Origin of the sequence: Streptomyces sp. NPDC018947, from assembly GCF_044390505.1 — a bacterium.
Classification (GTDB): domain Bacteria; phylum Actinomycetota; class Actinomycetes; order Streptomycetales; family Streptomycetaceae; genus Streptomyces.
In genome coordinates this window covers 175,779-198,514 of record NZ_JBIRZD010000008.1, presented here as the reverse complement: position 1 = coordinate 198,514, position 22,736 = coordinate 175,779, and the positions used below count along the sequence as shown (strand labels likewise).

19 protein-coding genes are annotated in these 22,736 nt (G+C 75.2%); 9 read left to right on the top strand and 10 right to left on the bottom strand.

The features are described from left to right. Nucleotides 1–67 precede the first annotated feature (67 nt). Nucleotides 68–1,294, top strand: coding sequence for an acyl-CoA dehydrogenase family protein (locus tag ACH499_RS17450; RefSeq protein WP_399016665.1), 1,227 nt, complete (start codon nucleotides 68–70; stop codon nucleotides 1,292–1,294). 90 nt (nucleotides 1,295–1,384) lie between these two features. Here the strand turns inward: ACH499_RS17450 and ACH499_RS17445 are convergent, their stop codons facing one another. From ACH499_RS17445 to ACH499_RS17420, 6 genes are all read right to left on the bottom strand, one after another. Further along, on the bottom strand, nucleotides 1,385–2,599 hold the full coding sequence (locus tag ACH499_RS17445) for a cytochrome P450 (protein ID WP_399016663.1): 1,215 nt from the start codon (nucleotides 2,597–2,599) through the stop codon (nucleotides 1,385–1,387). Between the two features lie 130 nt (nucleotides 2,600–2,729). After that, a complete protein-coding gene (locus ACH499_RS17440) occupies nucleotides 2,730–2,966 on the bottom strand; it encodes a DUF6213 family protein (RefSeq protein WP_356202861.1) in 237 nt (78 codons plus the stop codon). 26 nt (nucleotides 2,967–2,992) lie between these two features. Beyond that, on the bottom strand, nucleotides 2,993–4,378 hold the full coding sequence (locus ACH499_RS17435; RefSeq protein ID WP_356202859.1) for an NADP-dependent succinic semialdehyde dehydrogenase: 1,386 nt from the start codon (nucleotides 4,376–4,378) through the stop codon (nucleotides 2,993–2,995). A gap of 116 nt (nucleotides 4,379–4,494) precedes the next feature. Continuing rightward, nucleotides 4,495–4,953 carry an NUDIX domain-containing protein gene (locus tag ACH499_RS17430; protein WP_399016660.1) on the bottom strand — a complete coding sequence of 153 codons (459 nt, stop codon included), beginning with the start codon at nucleotides 4,951–4,953 and terminating at the stop codon, nucleotides 4,495–4,497. Then, nucleotides 4,950–6,488, bottom strand: a complete 1,539-nt coding sequence (locus tag ACH499_RS17425) for an ATP-dependent DNA ligase (RefSeq protein ID WP_399016658.1) — start codon at nucleotides 6,486–6,488, stop codon at nucleotides 4,950–4,952. The genes ACH499_RS17430 and ACH499_RS17425 overlap by 4 nt, the downstream gene beginning before the upstream one ends. Before the next feature lie 481 nt (nucleotides 6,489–6,969). Beyond that, nucleotides 6,970–7,917 (bottom strand): NAD(P)/FAD-dependent oxidoreductase, encoded by a 948-nt coding sequence (locus tag ACH499_RS17420; RefSeq protein ID WP_399016656.1) that lies wholly within the window; start codon nucleotides 7,915–7,917, stop codon nucleotides 6,970–6,972. A gap of 82 nt (nucleotides 7,918–7,999) precedes the next feature. On the opposite strand from ACH499_RS17420, the gene ACH499_RS17415 reads away from it, so the two are divergent. From ACH499_RS17415 to ACH499_RS17380, 8 genes are all read left to right on the top strand, one after another. Next, on the top strand, nucleotides 8,000–8,572 hold the full coding sequence (locus tag ACH499_RS17415; protein WP_399016654.1) for a helix-turn-helix domain-containing protein: 573 nt from the start codon (nucleotides 8,000–8,002) through the stop codon (nucleotides 8,570–8,572). 105 nt (nucleotides 8,573–8,677) lie between these two features. Then, a complete protein-coding gene (locus ACH499_RS17410; protein WP_399016652.1) occupies nucleotides 8,678–9,649 on the top strand; it encodes an NADPH:quinone oxidoreductase family protein in 972 nt (323 codons plus the stop codon). After that, nucleotides 9,646–10,827: an acyl-CoA dehydrogenase gene (locus ACH499_RS17405; RefSeq protein ID WP_399016650.1), complete on the top strand. Its 1,182-nt coding sequence runs from the start codon at nucleotides 9,646–9,648 to the stop codon at nucleotides 10,825–10,827. The genes ACH499_RS17410 and ACH499_RS17405 overlap by 4 nt, the downstream gene beginning before the upstream one ends. Then, the gene (locus ACH499_RS17400) at nucleotides 10,824–11,906 is read left to right on the top strand and encodes an acyl-CoA dehydrogenase family protein (RefSeq protein ID WP_399016648.1); all 1,083 of its coding nucleotides are present in this window, start codon (nucleotides 10,824–10,826) and stop codon (nucleotides 11,904–11,906) included. Before ACH499_RS17405 ends, ACH499_RS17400 begins: the two co-directional genes overlap by 4 nt. A gap of 178 nt (nucleotides 11,907–12,084) precedes the next feature. Continuing rightward, nucleotides 12,085–12,948 (top strand): phosphatidylinositol-specific phospholipase C/glycerophosphodiester phosphodiesterase family protein, encoded by an 864-nt coding sequence (locus tag ACH499_RS17395; protein WP_399016646.1) that lies wholly within the window; start codon nucleotides 12,085–12,087, stop codon nucleotides 12,946–12,948. A 114-nt stretch (nucleotides 12,949–13,062) separates the two neighbouring features. Then, entirely contained in the window at nucleotides 13,063–13,257 is a 195-nt protein-coding gene (locus ACH499_RS17390) for a hypothetical protein (protein WP_356202844.1), read from the top strand. A 146-nt stretch (nucleotides 13,258–13,403) separates the two neighbouring features. Continuing rightward, on the top strand, nucleotides 13,404–15,101 hold the full coding sequence (locus ACH499_RS17385) for an amidohydrolase (protein ID WP_399016644.1): 1,698 nt from the start codon (nucleotides 13,404–13,406) through the stop codon (nucleotides 15,099–15,101). 31 nt (nucleotides 15,102–15,132) lie between these two features. Beyond that, the gene (locus ACH499_RS17380; protein WP_356202841.1) at nucleotides 15,133–15,924 is read left to right on the top strand and encodes a LuxR C-terminal-related transcriptional regulator; all 792 of its coding nucleotides are present in this window, start codon (nucleotides 15,133–15,135) and stop codon (nucleotides 15,922–15,924) included. Here ACH499_RS17380 and ACH499_RS17375 read toward each other — a convergent pair. From ACH499_RS17375 to ACH499_RS17360, 4 genes are all read right to left on the bottom strand, one after another. Then, nucleotides 15,921–16,289, bottom strand: a complete 369-nt coding sequence (locus ACH499_RS17375) for a DUF779 domain-containing protein (protein WP_356202840.1) — start codon at nucleotides 16,287–16,289, stop codon at nucleotides 15,921–15,923. The genes ACH499_RS17380 and ACH499_RS17375 overlap by 4 nt on opposite strands. Before the next feature lie 407 nt (nucleotides 16,290–16,696). Continuing rightward, nucleotides 16,697–17,086, bottom strand: coding sequence for a luciferase family protein (locus ACH499_RS17370; RefSeq protein ID WP_356202838.1), 390 nt, complete (start codon nucleotides 17,084–17,086; stop codon nucleotides 16,697–16,699). Nucleotides 17,087–17,189: 103 nt separating this feature from the next. Beyond that, a complete protein-coding gene (locus ACH499_RS17365; protein ID WP_399016640.1) occupies nucleotides 17,190–19,118 on the bottom strand; it encodes a hypothetical protein in 1,929 nt (642 codons plus the stop codon). Continuing rightward, nucleotides 19,115–22,732 (bottom strand): DUF5682 family protein, encoded by a 3,618-nt coding sequence (locus ACH499_RS17360; protein ID WP_399016638.1) that lies wholly within the window; start codon nucleotides 22,730–22,732, stop codon nucleotides 19,115–19,117. Before ACH499_RS17360 ends, ACH499_RS17365 begins: the two co-directional genes overlap by 4 nt. Nucleotides 22,733–22,736 lie beyond the last annotated feature (4 nt).

Below are 22,736 nucleotides of genomic sequence, written 5' to 3'. Positions count from 1 at the left end.
TTTCCTACCAACCGGTAACAGACTCCTGTTACCGCAAGTAACACGCATGTGCGCCACTGGAGGGGACATGGCCGGGTTCACCATGGAGCTCAACGACGAACAGAAGGAGGTCCGGGACTGGCTGCACGGCTTCGCCGCCGACGTCATCCGCCCCGCGGCCGCCGAATGGGACGAGCGTGAGGAGACTCCCTGGCCGGTCATCCAGGAGGCCGCCAAGGTCGGCATCTACTCCCTCGACTTCTACGCCCAGCAGTACTTCGACCCGACCGGCCTCGGCATCCCGATGGCCATGGAGGAGCTGTTCTGGGGCGACGCCGGCATCGCCCTGTCGATCGTCGGCACCGGTCTCGCCGCCGTCGGCGTCCTCGCCAACGGCACCGAGGAGCAGATCGGCACCTGGATCCCCCAGATGTACGGCGACGCCAGCGACGTGAAGGTCGCCGCGTTCTGCTCCTCCGAGCCCGACGCCGGCTCCGACGTGGCCTCCATGCGCACGCGTGCCGTGTACGACGAGGCCAAGGACGAGTGGGTGCTCAACGGCACCAAGACCTGGGCGACCAACGGCGGCATAGCCAACGTCCACGTCGTCGTCGCCGTGGTCGACCCCGAGCTGGGCTCCAAGGGCCACGCCTCCTTCATCGTGCCGCCGAACACCCCGGGACTGTCCCAGGGGCAGAAGTTCAAGAAGCACGGCATCCGCGCCTCCCACACCGCCGAGGTCGTCCTCGAGGAAGTGCGCGTCCCCGGCTCCTGCCTGCTCGGCGGCAAGGAGAAGCTGGACGCGCGCCTCGCCCGTGCCCGGGAGAAGGCCAGGAAGGGCGGCGAGCGCGTCAAGAACGCGGCGATGGCCACGTTCGAGGCGTCCCGGCCGGCGGTCGGCGCGATGGCGGTCGGCACCGCGCGCGCCGCGTACGAGGTCGCCCTCGAATACGCCCGGACGCGTGAACAGTTCGGGCGCCCGATCATCGACAACCAGGGCGTCGCCTTCCAGCTCGCGGACATGCGCACGTCCGTCGACGCGGCCCGCCTGCTGGTGTGGCGGGCCTCCTGGATGGCGATCAACGGCAAGCCGTTCACGGCCGCCGAGGGCTCGATGTCCAAGCTCTTCGCCAGCGAGACGGCGAAGAAGGTGACCGCCCAGGCGGTCCAGATCCTCGGCGGCAACGGGTACACGCGGGAGTACCCGGTGGAGCGGATGCACCGGGACGCGGCCATCTACACGATCTTCGAGGGGACGAGCGAGATCCAGCGGCTGGTGATCGCCCGTACGCTTTCGGGAATGCCGATCCGGTAGGCGCCGCGACGGGCCCTGGACGGCGCGGCGGCCGCGGCTCGTCGCGCGGTCACGGCCGCGCCGAGGCCGGTGCTCCCCGCCGCCGGCCGCTCACCAGGTCACGGGCAGCGCCACTGGTCCCCGGATCAGCGTGCCCTTCTTGAAGGGCACGTCCTCGGGGGGCACCGCCGCCCTCAGCCCGGGCACCCGGTCCACCAGCGTGCCGACGAGCAGTTCGGCCTCCATCCGGGCCAGCGACGCGCCCGGGCAGGAGTGCGGGCCGAAGCCGAACGACACGTGCGCGCCCGGGCTGCGGGAGAAGTCGATCGTGTCCGGGTCGGGAAAGACCTCGGGGTCGCGGTTCGCCGCCAGGTAGGACACGTAGACCGCGTCGCCCGCCCGGATCCGCACCCCGCCGAGCTCCACGTCCTCCAGCGCGATCCGCGCGAGCCCCACCGCGTTGCGATGGGGAATCCAGCGCAGCATCTCGTCGACGGCCCGGGGCCTGATCTCCGGCTCGGCGCGCAGGCGCGCGGCCAGCTCCGGGCGGCTCAGCAGCAGGTGGAACATCTGCCCGCTGTTGTCGGTGACCGCGTCGCCGCCGAGCTGCAGCAGCACCGCGAGCCCCACCGCCTCCTCCCGCGTGATCTCCCCGCGGCCCACGGCGGCGCCGAGGAGGGAGGTGACGTCCTCCGCGACGCCGTCCGCCCGCAGTTCCACGAGACCGTCGAAGTACGCGGTCATCTCGTGCTTGGCCCGCTCGCCGGCCTCGGCGCCGTGGGCGGGGGACAGGACGAGCCGGGTCCAGGTGTGCACGCGGGGCCGGTCGGCGGCCGGCACGCCCATCAGCTCGCAGGTGACGGCGATGGGGAAGGGCCTGAGCACCGCCTCGACGAGGTCGGCGGGCGGACCCGCCTCCAGCAGGGCGTCGACGAGCCCGTGGAGCAGCGCGCGGGACCGCTCGCGCACGCGCTCGACGCCCCGGGCGGTGAACGCGGCGGCCACCGCGCGGCGCAGCCGGGTGTGTTCGGGCGGGTCGAGGAAGCCGACCGCGCCGCGCGCCGGGACGAAGTGCCGGGGGAACCGGGTGACCTGCCGGTCGACGACCGCCTCACGGCCGAACCGTGGGTCGCCGGTGACCGTCCGCACGTCGTCGTGGCGGGTCACGAGCCACGCCCAGCCCTCGCCGTTGGGAAGCGAGATCCGGGTGACCGGGCCCTCGCGCATCAACTCGGAGAGCACCGGGTCGAAATCGGAGCCAGGAAGATCGGCGGCCGGCCACTCCCGCACGGGCGGCACCGTCTGCTCCAGCGTCTCTTCCCACATGCCTGTCCCACCCGTCCGGAACGCCGTCCACCTCGTGGAGGTGTGTCCCGTCCACGATCACCCCGTCGGACGGCGGTCTCTCGCCGGACTGCTCCGAACGGACCGGCCGGGCGGCGCGGTGGCGGGCGGCTCAGGAGGAGCGGCCGCTGCTGTGGGCGATGCAGGCGACGTCGATGCGGTCGGCCAGCTTGGCGAGTTCGATGGTGAGGGCCGCGACGGTGTCCTCGTCCAGGTTCTCCTCGCCGGTCTCCACCAGCCGCAGCCACCGGCCCCCCACCGTGCGCAGCAGCTTGCTCACGTCGGCCGCGGACACCTGGAGGGTTCCGCGGTCGTCGACGATCAGAGGCAGGGTCACTTCGCGGGTCACAGAAAGGGATCGTAGCTCCGCAACCGTCACGCCCCGTGCCAAACCGTGGTGATGTTGCAGAACTCGCGGATTCCGTGCCCGGACAGCTCCCGCCCGTAGCCCGACCGCTTGACGCCGCCGAAGGGGAACGCCGGATGGGACGCCGTCATCCCGTTGACGTACACACCGCCCGCCTCCAGGTCCCGTACGAAGCGGTCCACGTCGGCGTCGTCGCGGGTCCACACGTTGGAACTGAGCCCGAAGTCCGTGTCGTTGGCGATCAGCACCGCCTCGTCCAGGTCGGCCGCCCGGTACAGCGTGGCGACCGGGCCGAAGGCCTCCTCCCGGTGGATGCGCATCCCGCGGGTGATGTCGGCCAGCACGGTCGGCGGGTAGTACCAGCCGGGCCCGTCGGGGCGTTCGCCGCCGCACAGCACCCGTGCTCCGCCGCGCACCGCGTCGTCGACCAGCTCCACCAGATCGTTCACGCCCTGCTCGCTGGAGAGCGGCCCGACCTCCGTCTCCTCGGCCATCGGGTCGCCGACCCGCAGCGCCTTCATGCCCTCGGTGAAGCGTTCCGCGAAGGCGTCGTACACGTCCGCGTGCACGATGAACCGCTTGGCGGCGATGCAGGACTGGCCGGCGTTCTGCGTCCGCGCGGTCACCGCCACCTCGGCCGCCCGGTCGATGTCGGCGGACGGCATGACGACGAACGGGTCGCTGCCGCCCAGCTCCAGCACCGTCTTCTTGATCATCTCCCCGGAGGTGGAGGCCACCGCGCGTCCGGCCGGCTCGCTGCCGGTGAGCGTCGCCGCCCGCACGCGCTCGTCGCGCAGGACGTCGTCCACGGCGGCCGAGCCGATCAGCAGTGTCTGGAAGCAGCCCTCGGGGAAGCCCGCCCGGTGGAACAGGTCCTCCAGGTACAGCGCGGTCTGCGGCACGTTCGAGGCGTGCTTGAGCAGGCCGACGTTGCCCGCCATCAGCGCGGGCGCCGCGAACCGGATCACCTGCCAGAGCGGGAAGTTCCACGGCATCACCGCGAGCACCGGGCCGAGCGGACGGTAGCGGACCAGGGCGCGGGAGGCGCCGGAGTCCTTGACGTCGGACTCGGCGGGCTCCTCGTCCGCCAGCAGACCGGCGGCGCGGTCGGCGTACCAGCGCATCGCCTTCGCGCACTTCGCGGCCTCCGCGCGGGCCTGCTTGACGGGCTTGCCCATCTCCGTGGTGATGACCTTGCCGATCTCGTCCTGGTCCGCCTCCAGCAGGTCGGCCGCCCGGTGCATCAGCCGTGCCCGTTCCTCGAACGCCGTCGTCCGGTAGGTGCGGAAGGTGGCCTCGGCGAGCTGGAGCCGGCGCTCGATCTCCTCCTCGCCCATGGCCTCGTACGTCCTCAGCGTCTCGCCGCTCGCCGGGTTCACCGTCGCGATGGGCATGGCCGACCTCCCTGGGTGCAGACTCGTGCTTCGACCTTGGCGCGCGGCGGGGGGTGCCGCAACGCGGGCGGGCCGCGGCACGACCCGCCGCGCCCGTCGCCGCGGGCCGCCTCTGTTCAGTTCGAGTGCTCAGCCAGCCGGTCGAGAAACGCGGCCTGGGCCTTCACGATCACCTCGCGCGCCCGGTCCAGGGTGAACCAGGCCACCCGGTCCAGCTCGGGGAACTCCTCGGTCCGGCCCGAGTGCGGCGGCCACTCCATGCGGAAGCTGCCGGGGGCGATGGTCGCCGGGTCGAGGTCGGCCTCCACGGCCCACGCCGTCACGATCTTCCCGCCCGACTGGCGGACCTCGCCGAGCGCAACGGCCTCGCCGTCGGGCGGCGGCAGCCCGAGTTCCTCCTCGAACTCGCGCCGGGCCGCGTCCCAGGCGGGCTCCGCCGGGTCGTACTCGCCCTTCGGGATCGTCCACGCCCCGGCGTCGCGGCGGGCGTAGAAGGGGCCGCCCATGTGGCCGAGCAGCACCTCGGTGCCTTTGTCGCCGGGGCGGTGCAGCAGCAGGCCCGCGCTTCGCCTCACGGGGCCGCTCCGGGGTGCGCCGCGAGCAGCGTCTCCACGGTGTCCGCGTCCTCGGGCCGCTTGTCGTCGCGATAGCGCACGACGCGGGCGAAGCGGAGGGTGACGCCGGCCGGGTAGCGGGTGGAGCGCTGGAGGCCGTCGTAGGCGATCTCGACGACGAGTTCGGGGCGTACGGTCACGCCCCAGCGGTGCTCCTCGACGGCCAGCTCGCGCAGGCGCGCGGTCTGCCAGGTCAGCAGCGCGTCGGTCATGCCCTTGAAGGTCTTGCCGAGCATGGCGAAGGAGCCGTCGGCGGCGCGGGCGCCGAGGTGCAGGTTGGAGAGCTTGCCGGTGCGGCGGCCGTGGCCCCACTCGGCGGCGAGGACGACCAGGTCGAGGGTGTGCACGGGCTTGACCTTCAGCCAGGACGCGCCGCGCCGGCCCGCGCTGTAGGCGGCGTCGAGCGCCTTGACGACGACGCCCTCGTGACCGCGCTCCAGCGTGGCGGCGAGGAAGTCCTGTGCCGCGGGCGTCTCGTCGGGGCCCGCCACCAGGGCGCGGCGCACCCGCATCGGCTCCGGGACCAGCCGGGCCAGCTCCGCGTGCCGCTCGGTCAGCGGCAGGTCGAGCAGATCGCGGCCGTCCACGGACAACGCGTCGAAGAACACGACGGAGACGGGGACCGTCCGCGCCGCCGTGGCCACGTCGGTGCGGGAGCCGACGCGTCCGGCGGTCTCCTGGAACGAGCGGGGCCGCCCGTCCGGGCCGAGGGAGATCACCTCGCCGTCCAGGACGAACCGCCGGCCGGGCAGCCCGAGGACCGCCGAGGTGACCTCGGGGAGCCGGACCGTGATGTCGTCCAGGGTGCGGGTGTGGACGCGTACGGTGCCGCCGTCGCGGTGCACCTGGACGCGGATGCCGTCCAGTTTCTCCTCGACGGCGCAGGGAGCCAGCTTGCCGACCGCCTCGGCGACCGAGGACGCGCTGTGCGCCAGCATCGGCAGGACCGGGCGTCCGACCGTCAGCCGGAACCGGTCCAGGGCACCGGGGCCGTCGGCGAGCAGGGCCTCGGCCACCAACTGCAGCGAACCCGCGAGCATCACCGCGCGCCGCACGTCCGCCGCCGGCGCGCCGGTCGCCCGTGCCAGCCCCTCCACGGCCACCGCGTCCAGGGCGCCCTGGCGCACCTCGCCGGTGAGCAGCCCCAGCAGGAACCGCTGCTCGTCCTCGGTGGCCGCGGCCATCAGCTCGCCGACCAGCCGTGACCGCTCGGCCTGGGAACCGGGCCCGGAGACAGCACCGAGCCGCGTGAGCCGGGCGTCCACCTCGCGCACGGTCAGGCTCGGTTCGCCGGCCGGTGCGACGCGCTCGCCCAGCACCTTCCAGCCGACGCCGATCCGGCCCTGGGGGAGGCGTCCGGCGAGATAGGGGATGACGATCGGCACGTCCTGCGCCTCCGCCTCCCGGAACAGCTCCGCGAGCAGGGCGGTCTTCCGGGACCGCGCCGAAGTGGCGGCGACCTCCCGGGACACCTCGGTCAGCCGGGCCAGCAGCATGCAGCAATGGTGCACCGACGGCGGCGCCGGCACACCTGCGGGGGGCTTCGCCGTGCCGGGCGAGGTGCCGGGCGCGGTACCCGGCGGAGCGGTCCGGTGCTGGGTCTCCCCGCCGGGGACCGGGCGACCCGGAGGCGCGGGGCGGCCGGCCGGGGCCGTCGCCGCGCGTGCCGGGCACGGCCGGGAGCACGGGCCGCCCAGCGGTCCGTCGCGGGCGGGCTTTGCCGGTCCTGGTCCGGAGCCCGCGACCATGGGCCGGCTGCCCCGCGCCGCCGCGGGTGCCGGAGCCGGACAGCGGCCGTTCCCCGGCCGCCCCGCGCTCCGCCCGGGGCCCAGCGGCCGGAGCCCGCGTGGGCGGTCTTCCCGGACCGGCGGCTTCGAGCAGCCGGTGCGCGGCTCCGTCCGGCGACCGGCCTCTCGCCGGACGGGCACGGGAGGCGGAAGCCGGCCGTCCCCCGCCCCCGTCGGCCCGCCTGCCGCACTACGCGTCGATGCGTGCGTCCAGGTCGGCCATGAGGAGGTCGCCGACGATCGCCGTGGCCGCCCGGTAGCCGCCGCTCGCCGCGTGGACGACCTGCTCGGCGAAGCCCATCGCGTTGCCCGCGGTCCACACGCCCGGGACCGTGGTCCGCCCCGTCGGGTCGACCACGGGGTAGGCGCCGAACGGGGTCTCCCGCAGCTCCGCGCCCAGCCGTTCCATCAGGCCGGTCCGCGGGACGGCGCGCGGGGCGACGAACAGCACCGAGCGGTCGTGGACGGCGCCGCCGGCCAGCCGGACGCCGGTGAGCCGGTCGTCCTCGACGCGCACTCCGGTCACCTCGCCGGACACCACCTTGACCCCGGCCGCGGCGAGCCGGCGCAGGTCCTCGTCGGTCAGCTCCTCCTCGGGGACGGTGTGCAGGAACAGCGTCACGTCGTCCGACCACCCGGACACCATGAGCGCCTGGTGGACGCTCTGCGCAGTGGTGGCGAGGACACCGAAGGCCTGCCCGCGCACCTCCCAGCCGTGGCAGAACGGGCAGTGCAGCACGTCCCGCCCGAACCGCTCGGCCACCCCGGGGACGTCCGGCAGCTCGTCCCTGAGCCCGGTGGTGACGATCAGCCGCCGGGCCCGCACGGTCCGCCCGCCCGCCAGCTCCACCGCGAAGTCCTCGCCGCGGGTCACGTCCACCACGCGGTCCCGCACCAGCTCGACGCCGTAGCGCGCGATCTCCTCGCGGCCTAGCGCCAGGAACTCGGCGGGCGACATGCCGTCCCGGGTCAGATACCCCTGCATGTGGTCCGAGGGCGCGTTGCGCGGCTCGCCCGCGTCGACGACCAGCGCGTGCCGCCGGGCCCGGCCGAGGACGAGCGCGGCGGACAGCCCGGCCGCTCCGCCGCCGACGACGATCACTTCGTACTTCTCCGACAGGTCCCGCTTCTCGGTCATGGTGACCACCTCCTCGTCAGAAGGTCGCCCGGGCACCATCGGATCGACAAATGCGTTTGCCGTTTCTGCAACAATGAACGGCATGACTGCAGACGACGTCCTCGCCGGGGTCGGGCCGCGGCTGCGGCAGCTCCGCAAGGAGCGTGAGGTCACCCTCGCCGCGCTCTCCGCATCGACCGGCATCTCGGTGAGCACCCTGTCCCGGCTCGAGTCGGGGCAGCGCAAGCCGAGCCTCGAACTGCTGCTGCCCATCGCCCAGGCCCATCAGGTGCCGCTGGACGAGCTGGTCGGCGCCCCGCCCGTCACCGACCCCCGGGTGCGTGCCCGGCCGATCGTTCGCCACGGCCGCACCCACTGGCCGCTGACCCGCCAGCCGGGCGGGCTCCAGGCGTTCAAGGTGCTGGAGCCGCAGCGCGCGCAGGAGCCGGACCCGCGGACCCACGAGGGCTACGAGTGGCTGTACGTCCTCTCCGGCCGGCTGCGCCTGGTGCTCGGCGAGCACGACGTGGTGCTCGCCGCCGGCGAGGCGGCCGAGTTCGACACCCGGGTGCCGCACTGGTTCGGGTCGACGGGGGAGGGGCCGGTCGAGTTCCTCAGCCTCTTCGGCCCGCAGGGCGAGCGGATGCACGTGCGCGCCCGGCCGGCCCGGCCCTGACGCAGGCGCTCTTGGCCCCTTCCCGCTCCGGCCTGTTCCCCGATGAGCAAGCGACCGCTTAGTATGCGAGGGAGCCCCGGACCGACAGCCGCGTGGAGGCCCCGTATGCAGGCATGGCAGGTGCACGAGAACGGCGAGCCGAGCGAGGTGATGCGCCTCACCGACACGGCGCCGCCGGCGCCCGGCGACGGCCAGGTCCTGCTCAGGGTCCGCGCCGCGAACGTCAACTTCCCCGACGCGCTGCTGTGCCGGGGCCAGTACCAGGTCCGGCCGCCGCTGCCGTTCACGCCCGGTGTCGAGGTCTGCGGCGAGACGCAGGACGGGCGCCGCGTCATCGCCACCCCAGTGCTGCCGCACGGCGGCTTCGCCGAGTACGCCGTCGCCGACGCCGGCGCCCTGCTGCCCGCGCCGGACGCCCTGGACGACGCCGAGGCCGCCGCCCTGCACATCGGCTACCAGACGGGCTGGTTCGGACTGCACCGCCGGGCCCGGCTGGAGGCGGGCGAGACCCTGCTCGTGCACGCCGCCGCGGGCGGGGTCGGCAGCGCGGCCGTGCAGCTCGGCAAGGCCGCCGGCGCGAAGGTCATCGGGGTCGTCGGCGGCGCGCGGAAGGCCGCCGTCGCCCGCGGACTGGGCTGCGACGTGGTCGTCGACCGGCACACCGAGGACGTCGTCGCCGCCGTGAAGGAGGCCACCGGCGGCTGGGGCGCCGACGTGATCTACGACCCCGTAGGCGGCGAGGCCTACACCCAGTCCGCCAAGACCGTCGCCTTCGAGGGCCGCATCGTCGTCGTCGGCTTCGCCAGCGGCACCATCCCCAGCCCGGCCCTGAACCACGCCCTCGTGAAGAACTACGCCGTCCTCGGCCTGCACTGGGGCCTCTACGCCACCAAGAACCCCGCCCTGGTCCGGCAGTGCCACGAACAGCTCACCGAGCTGGCGTCCCGGGGCGCGGTCAAGCCGCTGGTGAGCGAGCGGGTGCCGCTCGAGGAAGCGGCGGCCGCCGTGCAGCGGGTGGCCGACGGCAGGACGACCGGCAGGGTGGCCGTCGTCCCGGAGAAGGGAGCCGGCGCATGACCGACGCCGCCGAACTGCGCCGCCGGACCCAGGAGTTCCTGGCCGCGTACCCCCCGGCCGGCACCGCCCGGCTCGACTTCCTCCGCGCCCGCTTCGACGCCGGACTCGCCTGGGTGCACTTCCCCGAAGGGCTCGGCGGACTCGGCGCCCCCCGCTCCCTCCAGGCCGTCGTCGACGCCGAGTTGGCCGCCGCCGGCGCCCCGGACAACGACCCCCGGCGCATCGGCATCGGTCTCGGCATGGCCGCGCCGACGATCCTCCGGTACGGCACCGAGGAGCAGAAACACCGGCTGCTGCGCCCGCTGTGGACGGGCGAGGAGGTCTGGTGCCAGCTCTTCAGCGAGCCGGGCGCCGGGTCCGACCTCGCCGCCCTCGGCACCCGCGCCGTGCGCGACGGCGACGACTGGGTCGTCAACGGGCAGAAGGTGTGGACGTCCAGCGCCCACCTCGCCCGCTGGGCCATCCTCATCGCCCGCACCGACCCGGACCTGCCCAAGCACCGGGGCATCACCTACTTCCTGTGCGACATGACCGACCCCGGCGTGGAGGTCCGGCCGCTGCGCCAGATCACCGGCGAGGCCGAGTTCAACGAGGTCTTCCTCACCGACGTCCGCATCCCCGACTCCCTGCGCCTCGGCGAGGTCGGGGACGGCTGGCGGGTCGCGCAGACCACGCTCAACAACGAGCGCGTCGCCATCGGCGGGACTCCGGTCCCCCGCGAGGGCGGCATGATCGGCAAGGTCGCCGCGACCTGGCGCGAGCGCCCCGGCCTGCGCACCCACGACCTGCACCAGCGGCTGCTCGGCCTGTGGGTGGAGGCCGAGGTCGCCCGGCTCACCGGAGTGCGCCTGCGCCAGCAACTGGTGGCGGGCCAGCCCGGCCCCGAGGGCGCCGGCATGAAGCTCGGCTTCGCCCGCCTCAACCAGGAGATCAGCGGCCTGGAGGTCGAACTCCTCGGCGAGGAGGGCCTGTTGTACGACGACTGGACCATGCGCCGCCCCGAACTCGTGGACTTCACCGGCCGCGACGCCGGTTACCGCTATCTGCGCTCCAAGGGCAACAGCATCGAGGGCGGGACCAGCGAGATCCTGCTGAACATCGTCGCCGAGCGCGTCCTCGGCCTGCCCGCCGAGCCGCGCACCGACAAGGACGTCGCCTGGAAGGACCTGGCCCGATGAGCGCACAGCCCGATCTGCTCTACTCGGAGGAGGAAGAGGCGCTGCGCGCCGCCGTCCGGGACCTGCTCACCGACCACTGCGACCCGGCCGGCGTCATCGCGCGCACGGAGTCCGGCACGCCCCACGACCGAGCCCTGTGGAAGGCGCTGGCCGAAGGCATGGGCCTGGCCGGGCTGCTGGTGCCCGAGGAGTCGGGCGGCCAGGGAGCCACGCACCGGGAGGCCGCCGTCGCCCTGGAGGAACTGGGCCGCTCGGTCGCGCCCGTGCCCTATCTGACCAGCGCCGTCGTCGCCACCGAGGCGCTGCTGGCCTGCGGTGCCGAGGACCTGCTCGGCGAACTGGCCGCAGGCCGCCGGATCGGCGCCCTCGCCGTCGGACTGCACACCGCGCCGGGCGCCGCCTTCGCGGTCGTCCGGGTGGAGGACGGCACGCTGCACGGGAAGCTGACCGGCATCGCGGACGCCGGCGCGGCCGACGTCCTGCTGGTCCCGGCGGACGACGGCGTCCTGTACGCCGTGGACCCCGACGCCGTGACGATCGCGCCGAGCACGTCCCTGGACCTCACCCGCCCGGTGGCGGCGGTCGTCCTCGACGCGGCGCCCGGACGCGCCATCGGCGACGCGGAAGGCGCCGTACGGCGTGCCCTGCGGGCCGGGGCCGGACTGCTGGCGTCCGAGCAACTGGGCCTCGCCGACCGGCTGCTGGCCGACACGGTCCACCACCTCGAGCAGCGCAAGCAGTTCAACCGGCAGGTCGGCGGCTTCCAGGCGCTCAAGCACCGGCTCGCCCGGCTGTGGCTGGAGGTGGCGGGCCTGCGCGCCGCCGCCCGCAACGCGGCCGACGCCCTGGCCACCGGTGAGGACACGGACGTGGCCGTCGCCGTGGCCCAGGCGTACGCGTCCCAGGTCGCCGTCCACGCCGCCGAGGAGGCCCTGCAACTGCACGGCGGCATCGGCATGACGTGGGAGCACCCGGTCCACCTCTACCTGAAGCGGGCCAAGGCCGACTCGATCGCCTACGGCACCGCGGGCGCCCACCGCGAGGCCCTCGCCCAACTGGCCGACCTGCCCGCCCCCTGACACCCCGCCGGCCGCAGCGGTGCCCTCCCCTTCCTCGAGGGGCGGGCACCGCCCGTGCGACCGCGGAAGTGAACGACCGGCGGCGGTCCGGCCAACTCCGCGCACGGCTCTGCTCCTTGAGCGTCCCGGGACCCCATACTCACAGGCGTCCCGTACGGCACCTCCAGGGAGGCAGAGCATGGCCCTCACCACCCGACGCAGAGCCCTCACCACCCTCGGCGCGGCCCTCGCGGGCGCGGCCGCCCTCCCCGCCGGCACCGCGCTGGCGGGCGAAGGCAGGCACGGGCCCCGCCCGTTGTGGCGCGCGCACGCCCACAACGACTACGAGCACACCCGTCCCCTCCTCGACGCCCTCGACCACCGCTTCGGCAGCGTCGAGGCCGACATCCACCTCGCCGACGGCCGACTCCTCGTCGCCCACGACCCCGAGGACCTCGACCCGTCCCGCACCCTGGAGTCCCTCTACCTCGACCCCCTCGCCGCCCGGGTCCGCGCCCACCACGGCAGGGTCTACCGGCACGACCGGCGCTCCCTGCAACTCCTCGTCGACATCAAGACCGACGGGGCGGCTGCCTACCTGGCGCTCGACCGCCGGCTCGCCCGCTACCAGCACCTGTTCACCACCTTCGCCCACGGCAGGGTCCACCCCGGCCCGGTGACCGTCGTCGTCTCCGGTGACCGGGCCGCCCGCGCGCCCATGGCCGCCCAGACCCGGCGACGGGCCTTCTACGACGGCCGCCTCGCCGACCTCGGCACCACGGCCCCGGCCTCCTTCGTGCCGCTGATCAGCGACAACTGGTCGCTCAACTTCACCTGGCAGGGCGTCGGCGCCTTCCCCGAGGCCGAGCGGCGCAAGCTGCGGGGCATCGTCGCCGCGGCACACGGACGCGGACAGCGGGTGCGCTTCTGGGCCACCCCCGACCTGCCGGGTCCCGCCCGGGACGCGGTGTGGGGCGAACTGCTCGCCGCGGGCGTCGACCACCTCAACACCGACGACCTCGCGGGCCTCGAGGCGTTCCTCGACGCCCACGGCACCGCGTAGACGCCGCCGGAACACCACTCGTTCGGCGGACAGGTCAGCCGCCCGGACCAACCCTCCGTTACGCCACACTTACGGCCGAACGCCGCGAAGTGGACGTGGCGGAGGAGGTTCACGATGGCCATTTCCATCTCTGTGGTGCTGTTGCTGACGATCCTGGCGGTGCTCTTCCTGCGCAACGGCGGGCTGAAGATCTCGCACGCGCTGGTCTGTCTGCTGCTCGGCTTCTACCTGGCCGGCACCAGCATCGCCCCGACCATCCACAGCGGCCTGACGGCCACGGCGGACATCGTCGGCAGCCTCAGTCCGTGAGGGAGGCCGGGCAGGGGGAGGCAGGGCAGGAGCGCGTATCGGTGGAATGACCGATGTGCGGGGGCGGGGGCCTGGTTCATAGTCCTCGGGAGATCGTTCACGGGTGGCCGCGGTGCCCCCGATTTCCCGGAAGGACCTTTGTGGACATGCATGCCGACCTGGTGTTCCTCGGCGGGCGGGTGGTCACGGTCGACGCGGAGTTCTCCGTCGCCTCGGCCCTGGCGGTGACCGGCGGGATCATCAGCGCCGTCGGGGGGCGGGACGACGTCGAGCCGCTCATCGGACCCGATACCCGCGTCATCCACCTGCGGGGCGCCACCCTCCTCCCCGGCATCAACGACTCCCATCTGCACGGATGCGCGTTCGGCATGTCGACGCCGCCGCTCTCCCTCGACCTCGGCCATCCCGCCGTGTCCTCCCTCGCGGACGTGGCCGAGGCCGTGAGGGAGGCCGTCGGGCGCACCCCGAGCGGGCAGTGGATCACCGGACACGGCTGGGACACCGGCTACCTCGACGAGTGCGTCGCCGACCCGTCGCGGCAGCCCTCGCGGCACGACCTCGACGCCGTGAGCCCGGACCACCCCGTCGTCCTGTACTCCTTCTCCGGGCACGCCACCTGGGTCAACTCCAAGGCGCTGGAACTCATCGGGATCGACCGGGACACCGTCGCGCCGCCCGGCGGGGCCATAGTCGGGGACGAGACGGGCGAGCCCACCGGGCTGCTCCACGAGGGGGCCCAGGAGCTGATCCAGAAGGCGCTGCCGCCGCTCAGCCGCCAGGAGCGGACCGACGCGATCAGGTCCAACCTGGCCACGCTCGCCCGGCTCGGCGTGACCAGCTACACCGAGCCCGGGCTCGGCCCCGGCGGCGACGGCATCATGCGCGGCGCGCTCGGCGCGCAGACCCTGGACGTCTACCGCCGGCTGCTGGCCGACGGCGAACTGACCGCGCGGGTCGGCGTCCTGCTGCTGCCCACCGGAATGACGAGCACCGCCGAGGAGTTCGCCCGCACCCTCGACACCCTCGGCGAGCAGGGCGACACCGATCCGCGCCGACTGGCGATCCACGGGGTCAAGATCTTCGCGGACGGCATCGTCCCCAACAAGACGGCCTGGATGCACGAGCCGTACATCGGCGGCGGCTGCGGCTCCCTGTGCGTCGGCGGCGAGACCGACGACGACCGGGTCGCCGAGATCGGCGCCATGATCCGCCACGCCCACGCCGCCGGACACCAGCTCGGTGTCCACGTCACCGGCGACCGGGCCGGCGACACCGTCGCGGAGGCCTTCGCCGCGGCCGCTGCCGAGTGCCCCCGGCCCGACGCCCGCCACTACGTCATCCACGGCGACTTCCTCACCCCGCACAGCATGAGGCTGCTGGCCGAGCACGGCTTCGGGGCCAACATGAACCCCACCATCAAGTGGACCGTCGCCGACATGGAGGAGGACTTCGTCGGCGCCGAACGGGCCGCGTACGCCTGGCCCTACCGCGACGCCCTCGACGCCGGCGTGCGGGTCGCGAGCGGGTCCGACGCCCCCGTCACCCACCCGGACTGGCGGCAGGGCGTCGCCACCATGGTGCTGCGCGAGTCGAAGGCCGCCGGCCGGGTCAGCGGACCCGAGCAGCGCATCGGCCTGGCCGAGGCGCTCCGCACGTACACGATCGACGCCGCCTGGCAGGACTTCGCCGACGACTGGAAGGGCTCCCTGGAGCCGGGCAAGGTCGCCGACCTCTGCGTGCTGGACGGGGACCTGCTCGCCGCCGACCCCCACGACATCCCGGACATGCCCGTCGTCCTCACCGTCATGGACGGGCGGGTCGTGCACGACGCCCTGCGTGATTGACGTATTCCGGGCACATGATCATCCTTGGGGGATGGCAGCGAAGCGGAGCACGGCGGACGTCCTGGACGCCGCCGTCCACGTCCGCGAGGCCGCCAGGCGCGCCACCAGCGGCGCGGCCGGCCTCGACACCGTCCTGACGACGCTGGCGGAGGTGATGGAGTACGACCACGCCTCCCTGGCCCGCTGGGACCCGCTGCGCCGGCGCCACACCACCCTGGCCGGGAGCTACCCGGACGACGCCACGGCCTACATCGAGACCCGGCTCCACCGCGACCCGGTCTTCCCGGTGCTCCGCAGTCCGGCCCGCGGCGGTCTCTGGCTCAGGGACGTCCCCGGGCACCTGCTGGCGGCCTCCCCGGGCTTCCGGGACGTGCTGAGCCCCCTCGGCATCGAGGACGGCGTGGCCCAGTGCCTGTTCGCCGCCGACGGCCGGTACGTCGGCATGCTGAACGTCAGCACCCGCCGGCCGCGGCGCGCGCCCGATCCGGCGCGCGCCGCGGTCACCCTGCTCACCGAGGCCCTCGCCGAGGCCGTCGCCCGGGCGGGCGCGCCGTCCGGGGAGGCCGACGCGGACGCGCGGCGGCCCGGCGGGCTCTCGCCCCGGGAGGTCGAGGTGCTGGCCCAGCTGACCACCGGCCGCACCAACAGGGAGATCGCCGAGCGGCTGTGCGTCACGCCCCGCACGGTCGGGACCCACATCGAGCACATCCTCGCCAAGCTGGACCTCCCCAACCGCGCGGCCGCCGCCGCCCGGGCCGTCGCCTGGGGCATCGAACCCCCCGCCGACGGGGGCCCGGCGACGCGTCGGCAGGGCCTGCCCTAAGCCCCGACGACGCGGGAGCGGACGAGGAAGCGCACCCCCTCCGGCGCCTCCAGCGAGAAGCCGCTGCCCCGGCCCTCGACGACGTCGACGATCAGCCGGGTGTGGCTCCACACCTCGTACTGGCTGCGCGACATCCAGAACTCCACCGGCTCCTCTACACCCTCGACCTCCAGCTCCGCGAGCAGGACGTCCGCCGCCCCCGTGCGGAACTCACCGGCCGGGTAGCACATCGGGGCGCTGCCGTCGCAGCACCCTCCGGACTGGTGGAACATCAACGGACCGTGCGCCGCGCGCAGGCGCCGCAGCAGATCGGCCGCCGACGCGGTCAGCTCGACGCGCGCCGCCTCCTCGTATGTGTCGCCCATCCCCGCATCCCAGCACGGCGAAGGTTGCGAGCGCGTTGCACGGCCCGGCGGGTTCAGCGGCAGGGCCGGCTCCACGCTCACCGGCGAGCCGACCGGCGCCGGGGTGCCCCCGGAGGTGGCCGACGGGCTGCGGGAGGCCGAGGACGCCGTGGCGATGGGCGTGGCGCCCGTCTCCGACGACATGCCGGCCGCTCTGCGTACCGCCGTGGTGGAGGGCAGCGGGCAGGCATGCATGAACGGCGTCCACACGGCCGTGACCGTCACCGGCGTCCTCTGCCTGCTCGGCGCGGCCGGCCGCGGCCGGGATCCGCCGCACGGGAGAGCGGCCCGCGGACCACTGACCCCGTACGGCGGCCCTCCGACGCGGCGGTGCCCCCTCCGGCTCGGGGCGCCGCAGCGCGGCCGTCTCAGATCTCCCCGGCCGCCGAGCGGGGGAGGACCGTGACGCGGTGGAAGTTGCATCCCGAGGGCGGGTCAGCCGGGGGCCGGGTCTGATGGGCCTTCAGCGCGATGCTCACCAGGCTCAGCAGGAGGTCGACGTCCGCGTCGCAGTCGAGGTGCACGGTCACCCAGCGGGAGCCGGGCACCAGGCGGATGGCGCTGGACCCGCCGAGGTCGTACTGGAAGCGCTGTATGGCCCGATGGGTCAGGTGGAGGTCCACGTCCCGGTCGGAGTGGAAGTGGACGATCTCGTCACGGACGGAGCGCAGCGCCCGTCCGGTTCCGCAACTGGCCGGAGCCTTCGTGAGGTCGGGCCAGGCGTGCAGCCGCTCGAAGGCGCGCTGAGCCAGAGTCATACCCCCCATCGTGGCCCGATCACCGCGCGGCAACCAGAGGTTGAGCGATTTGTAACCGGCACGTGAGGTCACCCGGCCCCGGCGCCCCGCCCGGCACCGGACCTCAGGCGGAAGACACCTCCCGTCCCGCGTCGTCCGGGAGGCCGGCGCCCCACGCCGCGGCGCACAGGGCGCGGTCGAGTTCCCCGGTGTAGACGGCGGCGGCGAGCCAGGCGCGGGCGAAGCGGCCGGGGTCGGCCGGGAGAAGCCGGCCGAAGGAATCGCGGGCACGCACCGCCGCCGCCGCGTGGAGCTCGTCCAGGAGATCCGCGGCGGTGGCGAGACCGCACCGGCGCAGCCGCCGGCCGTCGGCGTCGCGACCGTCGGGGAAGGCCAGCACACGCCGCCCGCCCGAAGCCGCCTGGTGGACCCGTCGGCGCAGCAGATGCACCGGGGCCTCGTCGCCCGGGGGCGGCGCCGGGACGTCCTCGGACCGCACCGGTGCAGCCGGCAGGTCGGCGTGGAGCAGCCGGTCCAGGCCCAGGTCGACACGGGCATCGGGGTCGGTGGGGTGGCTGACCGCCAGCAGCAGCGCGCGGGGAAACGGGGCCGGGGTGAGACGGACCACGACCCGCAGGCGCGCACCCACGGCGGACGCGAGGCGGCGCAGGTTGTCACGGTGGGGGAGCGCGGGGTCGTCGTGGGCGGCGGCGAGACGCAGCGGCAGTCCGCCGCAGTCGGCGACCAGGCACTCACCGGCCGCCTCGCGCACCGTGCCGGTCAGCGTGACGTCGAGGAAGAGCAGGTCCTCGTCGGTCGTCAGCGCACGGGCGATCTGCTCGGCCACCGGTACCGCCCACAGCCGGTCGAGCGGCTCGGCGTGCCACGAGGCGCCGGACGCGCGCACCGCCCGGACCCCCGCGCCCGCGCCCAGCCGGCCCGTCGGGGAGACGGTCGCACCGGACACGACGAGCCCCGCGCGGGACAGTTCGCGGTGGGTCAGGGTCGTGTCGCCGATGCGCACAGCGCGCCCGGCGGCACCCGTGGCCCGGCCGGCGCCGCCCGGCGCGACGTCGGACACCGTGTACAACGTGCCCGCGGCGTCGGCGGTCCAGGTGACGGCGCCCGCGTAGCCCGTCGCCGTCAGGACGGGCTCGGAGAACAGCCCGTACAGACGCAGCGAACCGTTCGGACGGTACGGCTGCCGCGGGCTGCCGCGCAGCGCGGAAAGCTCCGGTCCCGTGGCGTCGGGGAGACGGTGGGCGAGGCGCAGCAGGTCGCCCAGCGCCGTGGCCAGGTCGGCGAGACGGTAGGCCGGGTCGGCGCCGCGGGCCGCCCGCAGCGCCGTGACGACGGAGACCGCGCGCCCCGCCGCCCGGGGCAGCCCCGCGAGCCGCGCGGTGTGCGCCGCGTGCAGCAACTCGGCCTGGACCACGGCACCGGCGCCGTCCGTACCGGCCTCCAGCACGGCGGCAGCGGCCTCGCGCAGCGCGAGCGCGGCGGTGCGCTGCTCGGGGGTGGCCGCGTCGTCGGGGGCGGTGGCCCGGGCCGTGGGGGAGGGGAGGGGGGACACCGGGGCCGGGGCCCGGGACGACCGGTCCCGGTCCCGGGGTGGCTTCGCGGCCGTGGCCGCCGGTCGCGAGAGGTCCGTGCCCGGTGCCGCCGACGGTCCGGAGGCCGGTGGCTCCTGCGGCGCGGCGACCGGTGGCTCCGTCGGGTCGGTGACCGGTGGTTCCGTCGGTCCGGCGACTGTCTGCTCCGTCGGGTCGGCGACGGGTGCCGCCGAGGCCGCGGCGGCGCGGTGCAGGCAGTCGGGCGCCAGCAGGCAGCGGCAGCGGATCCCGTCCGCGCCGGTCACCACGCCGCCGGGAGCGTGCAGTTCGAGGTCGGTGTCGTCGTCCACGGCGATGCGCACCACGTCGCCCTCGCGGACCGCAGGCCGGCCCGCGATCTTGGCCACGCCCGCGTCCAGCCGCTTGCGGAGCCGGGGCGACAGTGCCGCGACGAGTTCGGCGGTCACCGACGGGTCGACCGGCGGGAGTTGCGGGTTCATGCGATCTTCTCCCCTACCCAGCGGGCGAGTTCGAGCGGACTGAGGGCGGCGACCGGCATCCCCGCCGCGACGAGCTGCCCCGCGACACCGGTGGAGTACCGGGGCCGGCCCGCGTCGTCGAGGCTCGCGCAGCCCAGGACATGACATCCCGCCCCCACCAGGGCGCGCACCTCGGCGAGCAGACCGCCCACCGGATGGCCCTCCTCGAAGTCGCTGACGACCACCACGAGGGTGCGCGACGGCACGGTGACGAGCTCGCGGGCGTGGCGCAGACCCGCCGCGATGTGGGTGCCGCCGCCCACGCTGACCTCGAGCAGTAGGGACAGCGGGTCCTCGACGTGGTCCGTGAGGTCGATGACCTTCGTGGAGAACGCCAGGAAGTGCGTCGACAGGGTGGGCACCCCGGCCAGTACCGAGGCGGTGAGGGCCGCCCACACCGTGGACGCCTCCATGGAGCCCGACACGTCGGTCACCAGGATCAGCCGCCAGTCGGCGGCGCGCCGGGCACGGGTGTGGAAGACGGGGCGCTCCGGGACGACCTGGACGGTGCCGTCCGGACCGCGGCGCGCGGAGGCCAGGTTGGCCCGCAGCGTACGGGCCAGGTCGAGGCCGCCGCCCGGCCGGCGGCTCGGACGGGGCAGGACCGTACCGTGGAGCGCGGGGCGCAGCCGGGTCGCGAGCTGCCGGGTCAGCGCGTCGACCAGGCGCCGGACGAGCGGCCGGAGCGCGGCCAGACGTTTCTCGGGCAGGCCTCCCGCGTGCCGGAGCACGGTGCGTAGCAGGTCGACGGAGGGCCGCACGCTCTCCGGGTCCAGTTCGGCCAGGACGTCCGTACGGCCCGAATCGGCCGCGGCCGCCAGCACCTCCTCGCGGATGCCCGGCCCGAACAGCGCCGCCAGATCCTCGGACCACTCCCGCGCGCCCGGGTACGGAGCCTCCCGGCCGGCCCCGTGGCCGGGGCCGGTCATGTCGCCCCGGCTGCCCTCGCCCCGCCCGCGGCCGTACAGCTCGTCCAGCGCCGTCGCCAGTGCGGCCGCCGACGGGGGCAGCCGGTCGCCCCGGCGGCCCAGGACGAGGCGCCAGCGGTCGGCGGGCGCCAGCAGGCGTTCCTCGGTCGCGTCGGGCGGCACGGTGAGGCGGGGAGCCGGGGCCGCGGTGGGCGGCACCAGGGGCCCCGGGGCCGGGGCTGCGGCTCCGAATGTCTCCGTGCCGTCGGCCGCGGGCCCTGACGCCTCCGCCCCGTCGGCCTCGGGAGCGGGCGGGGGCAGCAGGCCGAGCGTGCCGAGCGCGGCCCGCGCCGCGAGGTCCGCACCGGTCCACCGGGCGAGGACGACGGGATCGACCCCACCCGTGTCGGCAAGGTGACGTGTCGACAGCTCTTCCTCGATCGTGGCGAGGAGCCGGTCGCGGGCGGCGGGGCTCAGCGTGTCGAAGCCTGCGCGCAGGGCGGGCAGGCGGTCCAGGAAGGCCCGGTCGGGCAGCTCGGACACGCGGTTCAGCAGAGGTTCCAGCGCGGGGGCCGCCGATTCGAGCAGCGGGCCCGCGGCCGTCAGCAGACCGGTCAGGCGCGCGGTGAGCGCGGACCGGGACGCGGGGTCGTGGGCCGTGTCGACCCACGCGGCGACGCGCGCGCCGAGCACCCCGGGCTCCTCGTGTCCGAGCAGCACCCGGACGGCCCCGGCGGCACCGCGCATCAGCGGCGACCCGTCCCGCGCCAGCCGCGCCAGGGCGTCGGTCAACCGGACACCGCCGAGGAGGTCCGCCCGGTGCGCGAGCTCCAGCAGGGCGTGGGCGTCCGCCGGGTCCTCGGCGCCGGTGAGTCCGTCCACCTGACGCACCGCCGCCGAGGTGAGCAGCTCGGCCACGGCGGCGGCCCGTGCCGTACGGTCCCCTTCGCCGCCGAGCCCCGCGAAGTGGCCCGCCCGCAACCGGTCCAGCAGGCCCAGGCCGATGAGGAGTTCGGACAGCGCGGCGGCACCGGGCAGCACCTCGGCGGCCTCCGCGAGCCGTGCGTCCGTCAGTTCGGGCAGGCCGCACTCCGCCGCCTGCCGCAGTCCGTCCAGCGTCTGCGCCGGCGTGGGGCCGCCCTCCCGTCGCTCCGACCGCCACCGCTCGCGCAGCACCCCCTCCGCCGCCTGGGCCGAAGTCACCCCGCGTACGCCGGCCGCGGACAGCATCGCCGCGGTCGCCGGTGTCCAGCGCACCTCCCAGCGGGTGGTCAGCGCCTCCGCGCCGCCCGCCCCGGCGACCTCCCGCGGCTCCCCGTACGGCACCCCGCACACCGTCAGCCGGCGCAGCAGCAGGTCGCGCCGGCGGTCGAGGTCCGAGCGCCGAGGGTCCAGGCGCAGGTCCCGGGGCTTCGAGCCGCCGGGCTCCTCGGCCGTGGGTCCCGGCAGCCCGAGGGACGACAGCTCCGCCTCCACCGCGGGGGCGAGGCCGCTGCGCGGAGCGTCCGGTGCGGGACGGCCGCTGCGCGTGCCCACGAGCACCCGCTCCATCGCCTGGGCGACGGCGCGGCCCCTGCCGTACGGCTCGCCATGCGCGAGGACCGTCTGCACGGCCTCGACCAACTCGCCCCGGCCCGCCGCCGGCAGCCCCCGCAGCCGTGCGAGGTCCGAGGCGAACCGGGTGATCTCCCGCGCGTCCGCGGGCCCCGACGGATGCCCGAGGGCACGCAGCTGGGCACACACCCGCACGGCCGCGCCGGTCAGCGCCTCCTCCAGCGCGACGGGGTCCCCGGCCGCCCGCAGCACCTCGTGCTGCCACTCCGGGTCCCGGATGCCCGCCGGATAGCCCGACCGCTCGTCGAGGAGGGCGTAGGTGTACGGGATGAGGGAGGTCGTCCACGTCCCGTCGCCGGGTCCGGCCTCGATCCGGCCCTCGGCGTCCGCGCCGCCCTCGCCGGCATCCGCCTCCCCGGAGGGGTGCACCAGCGCCGGTGCGTGAAACGCGCCGACGACCACCGCGGCCCGCTCACCGCGTGCCGTGGCGGCGGACATCCGCTCCCGCATCCACCGCTCTCGCCGCAGGTCCAGCTCGGGCACCCCGCCCGAGGCGGCGGCCTCCTCGCGCAGCGCCCAGCCCGTCAGCAGCGCGGCCCGGCGCAGCGCCTCCGGGCCGGAGCCGGGCGCCGTCGCCTCCACCAGCCGGTCCCAGAGGTCTTCGCCGGGACGCCCGGTCAGCCGGGCCCGCAGGGCGCGGGTGAGACCGTGCCGCCCGGACTCCGTCGCCGGGCCCCTGCCGCCGCGCCACGCCCGGTCGGCCAGCGGCAGGTCGCAGGCGACGACCGGGACCCCGTGCCGGGCGGCCCAGCGCACGGCCGCGAGCTCCGGCGAGAAGTCGGCGAACGGATAGAACGCCGGCCCCCCGTCCCCCTCGGCGGGCGCGGCCGCCAGGGCGACCGGCGCCCGGGTGTCGTCGTGGCCGAGCCAGGGCAGCCACTCCTGCATCTCCGCGGGCAGCTCGACCAGCAGGACGTCGGGTGCGGCCCCGTCCAGCAGCGCCGGTACCGCCGCGGCCAGCGACGGCGCGTGGTGCCGTACGCCGATGAGGTAGGGCGCCGCCGGATCCGTGAGGGCGTCGACCGCCTCGCCGGGGGAGAGGGTGAGGGACACGGCC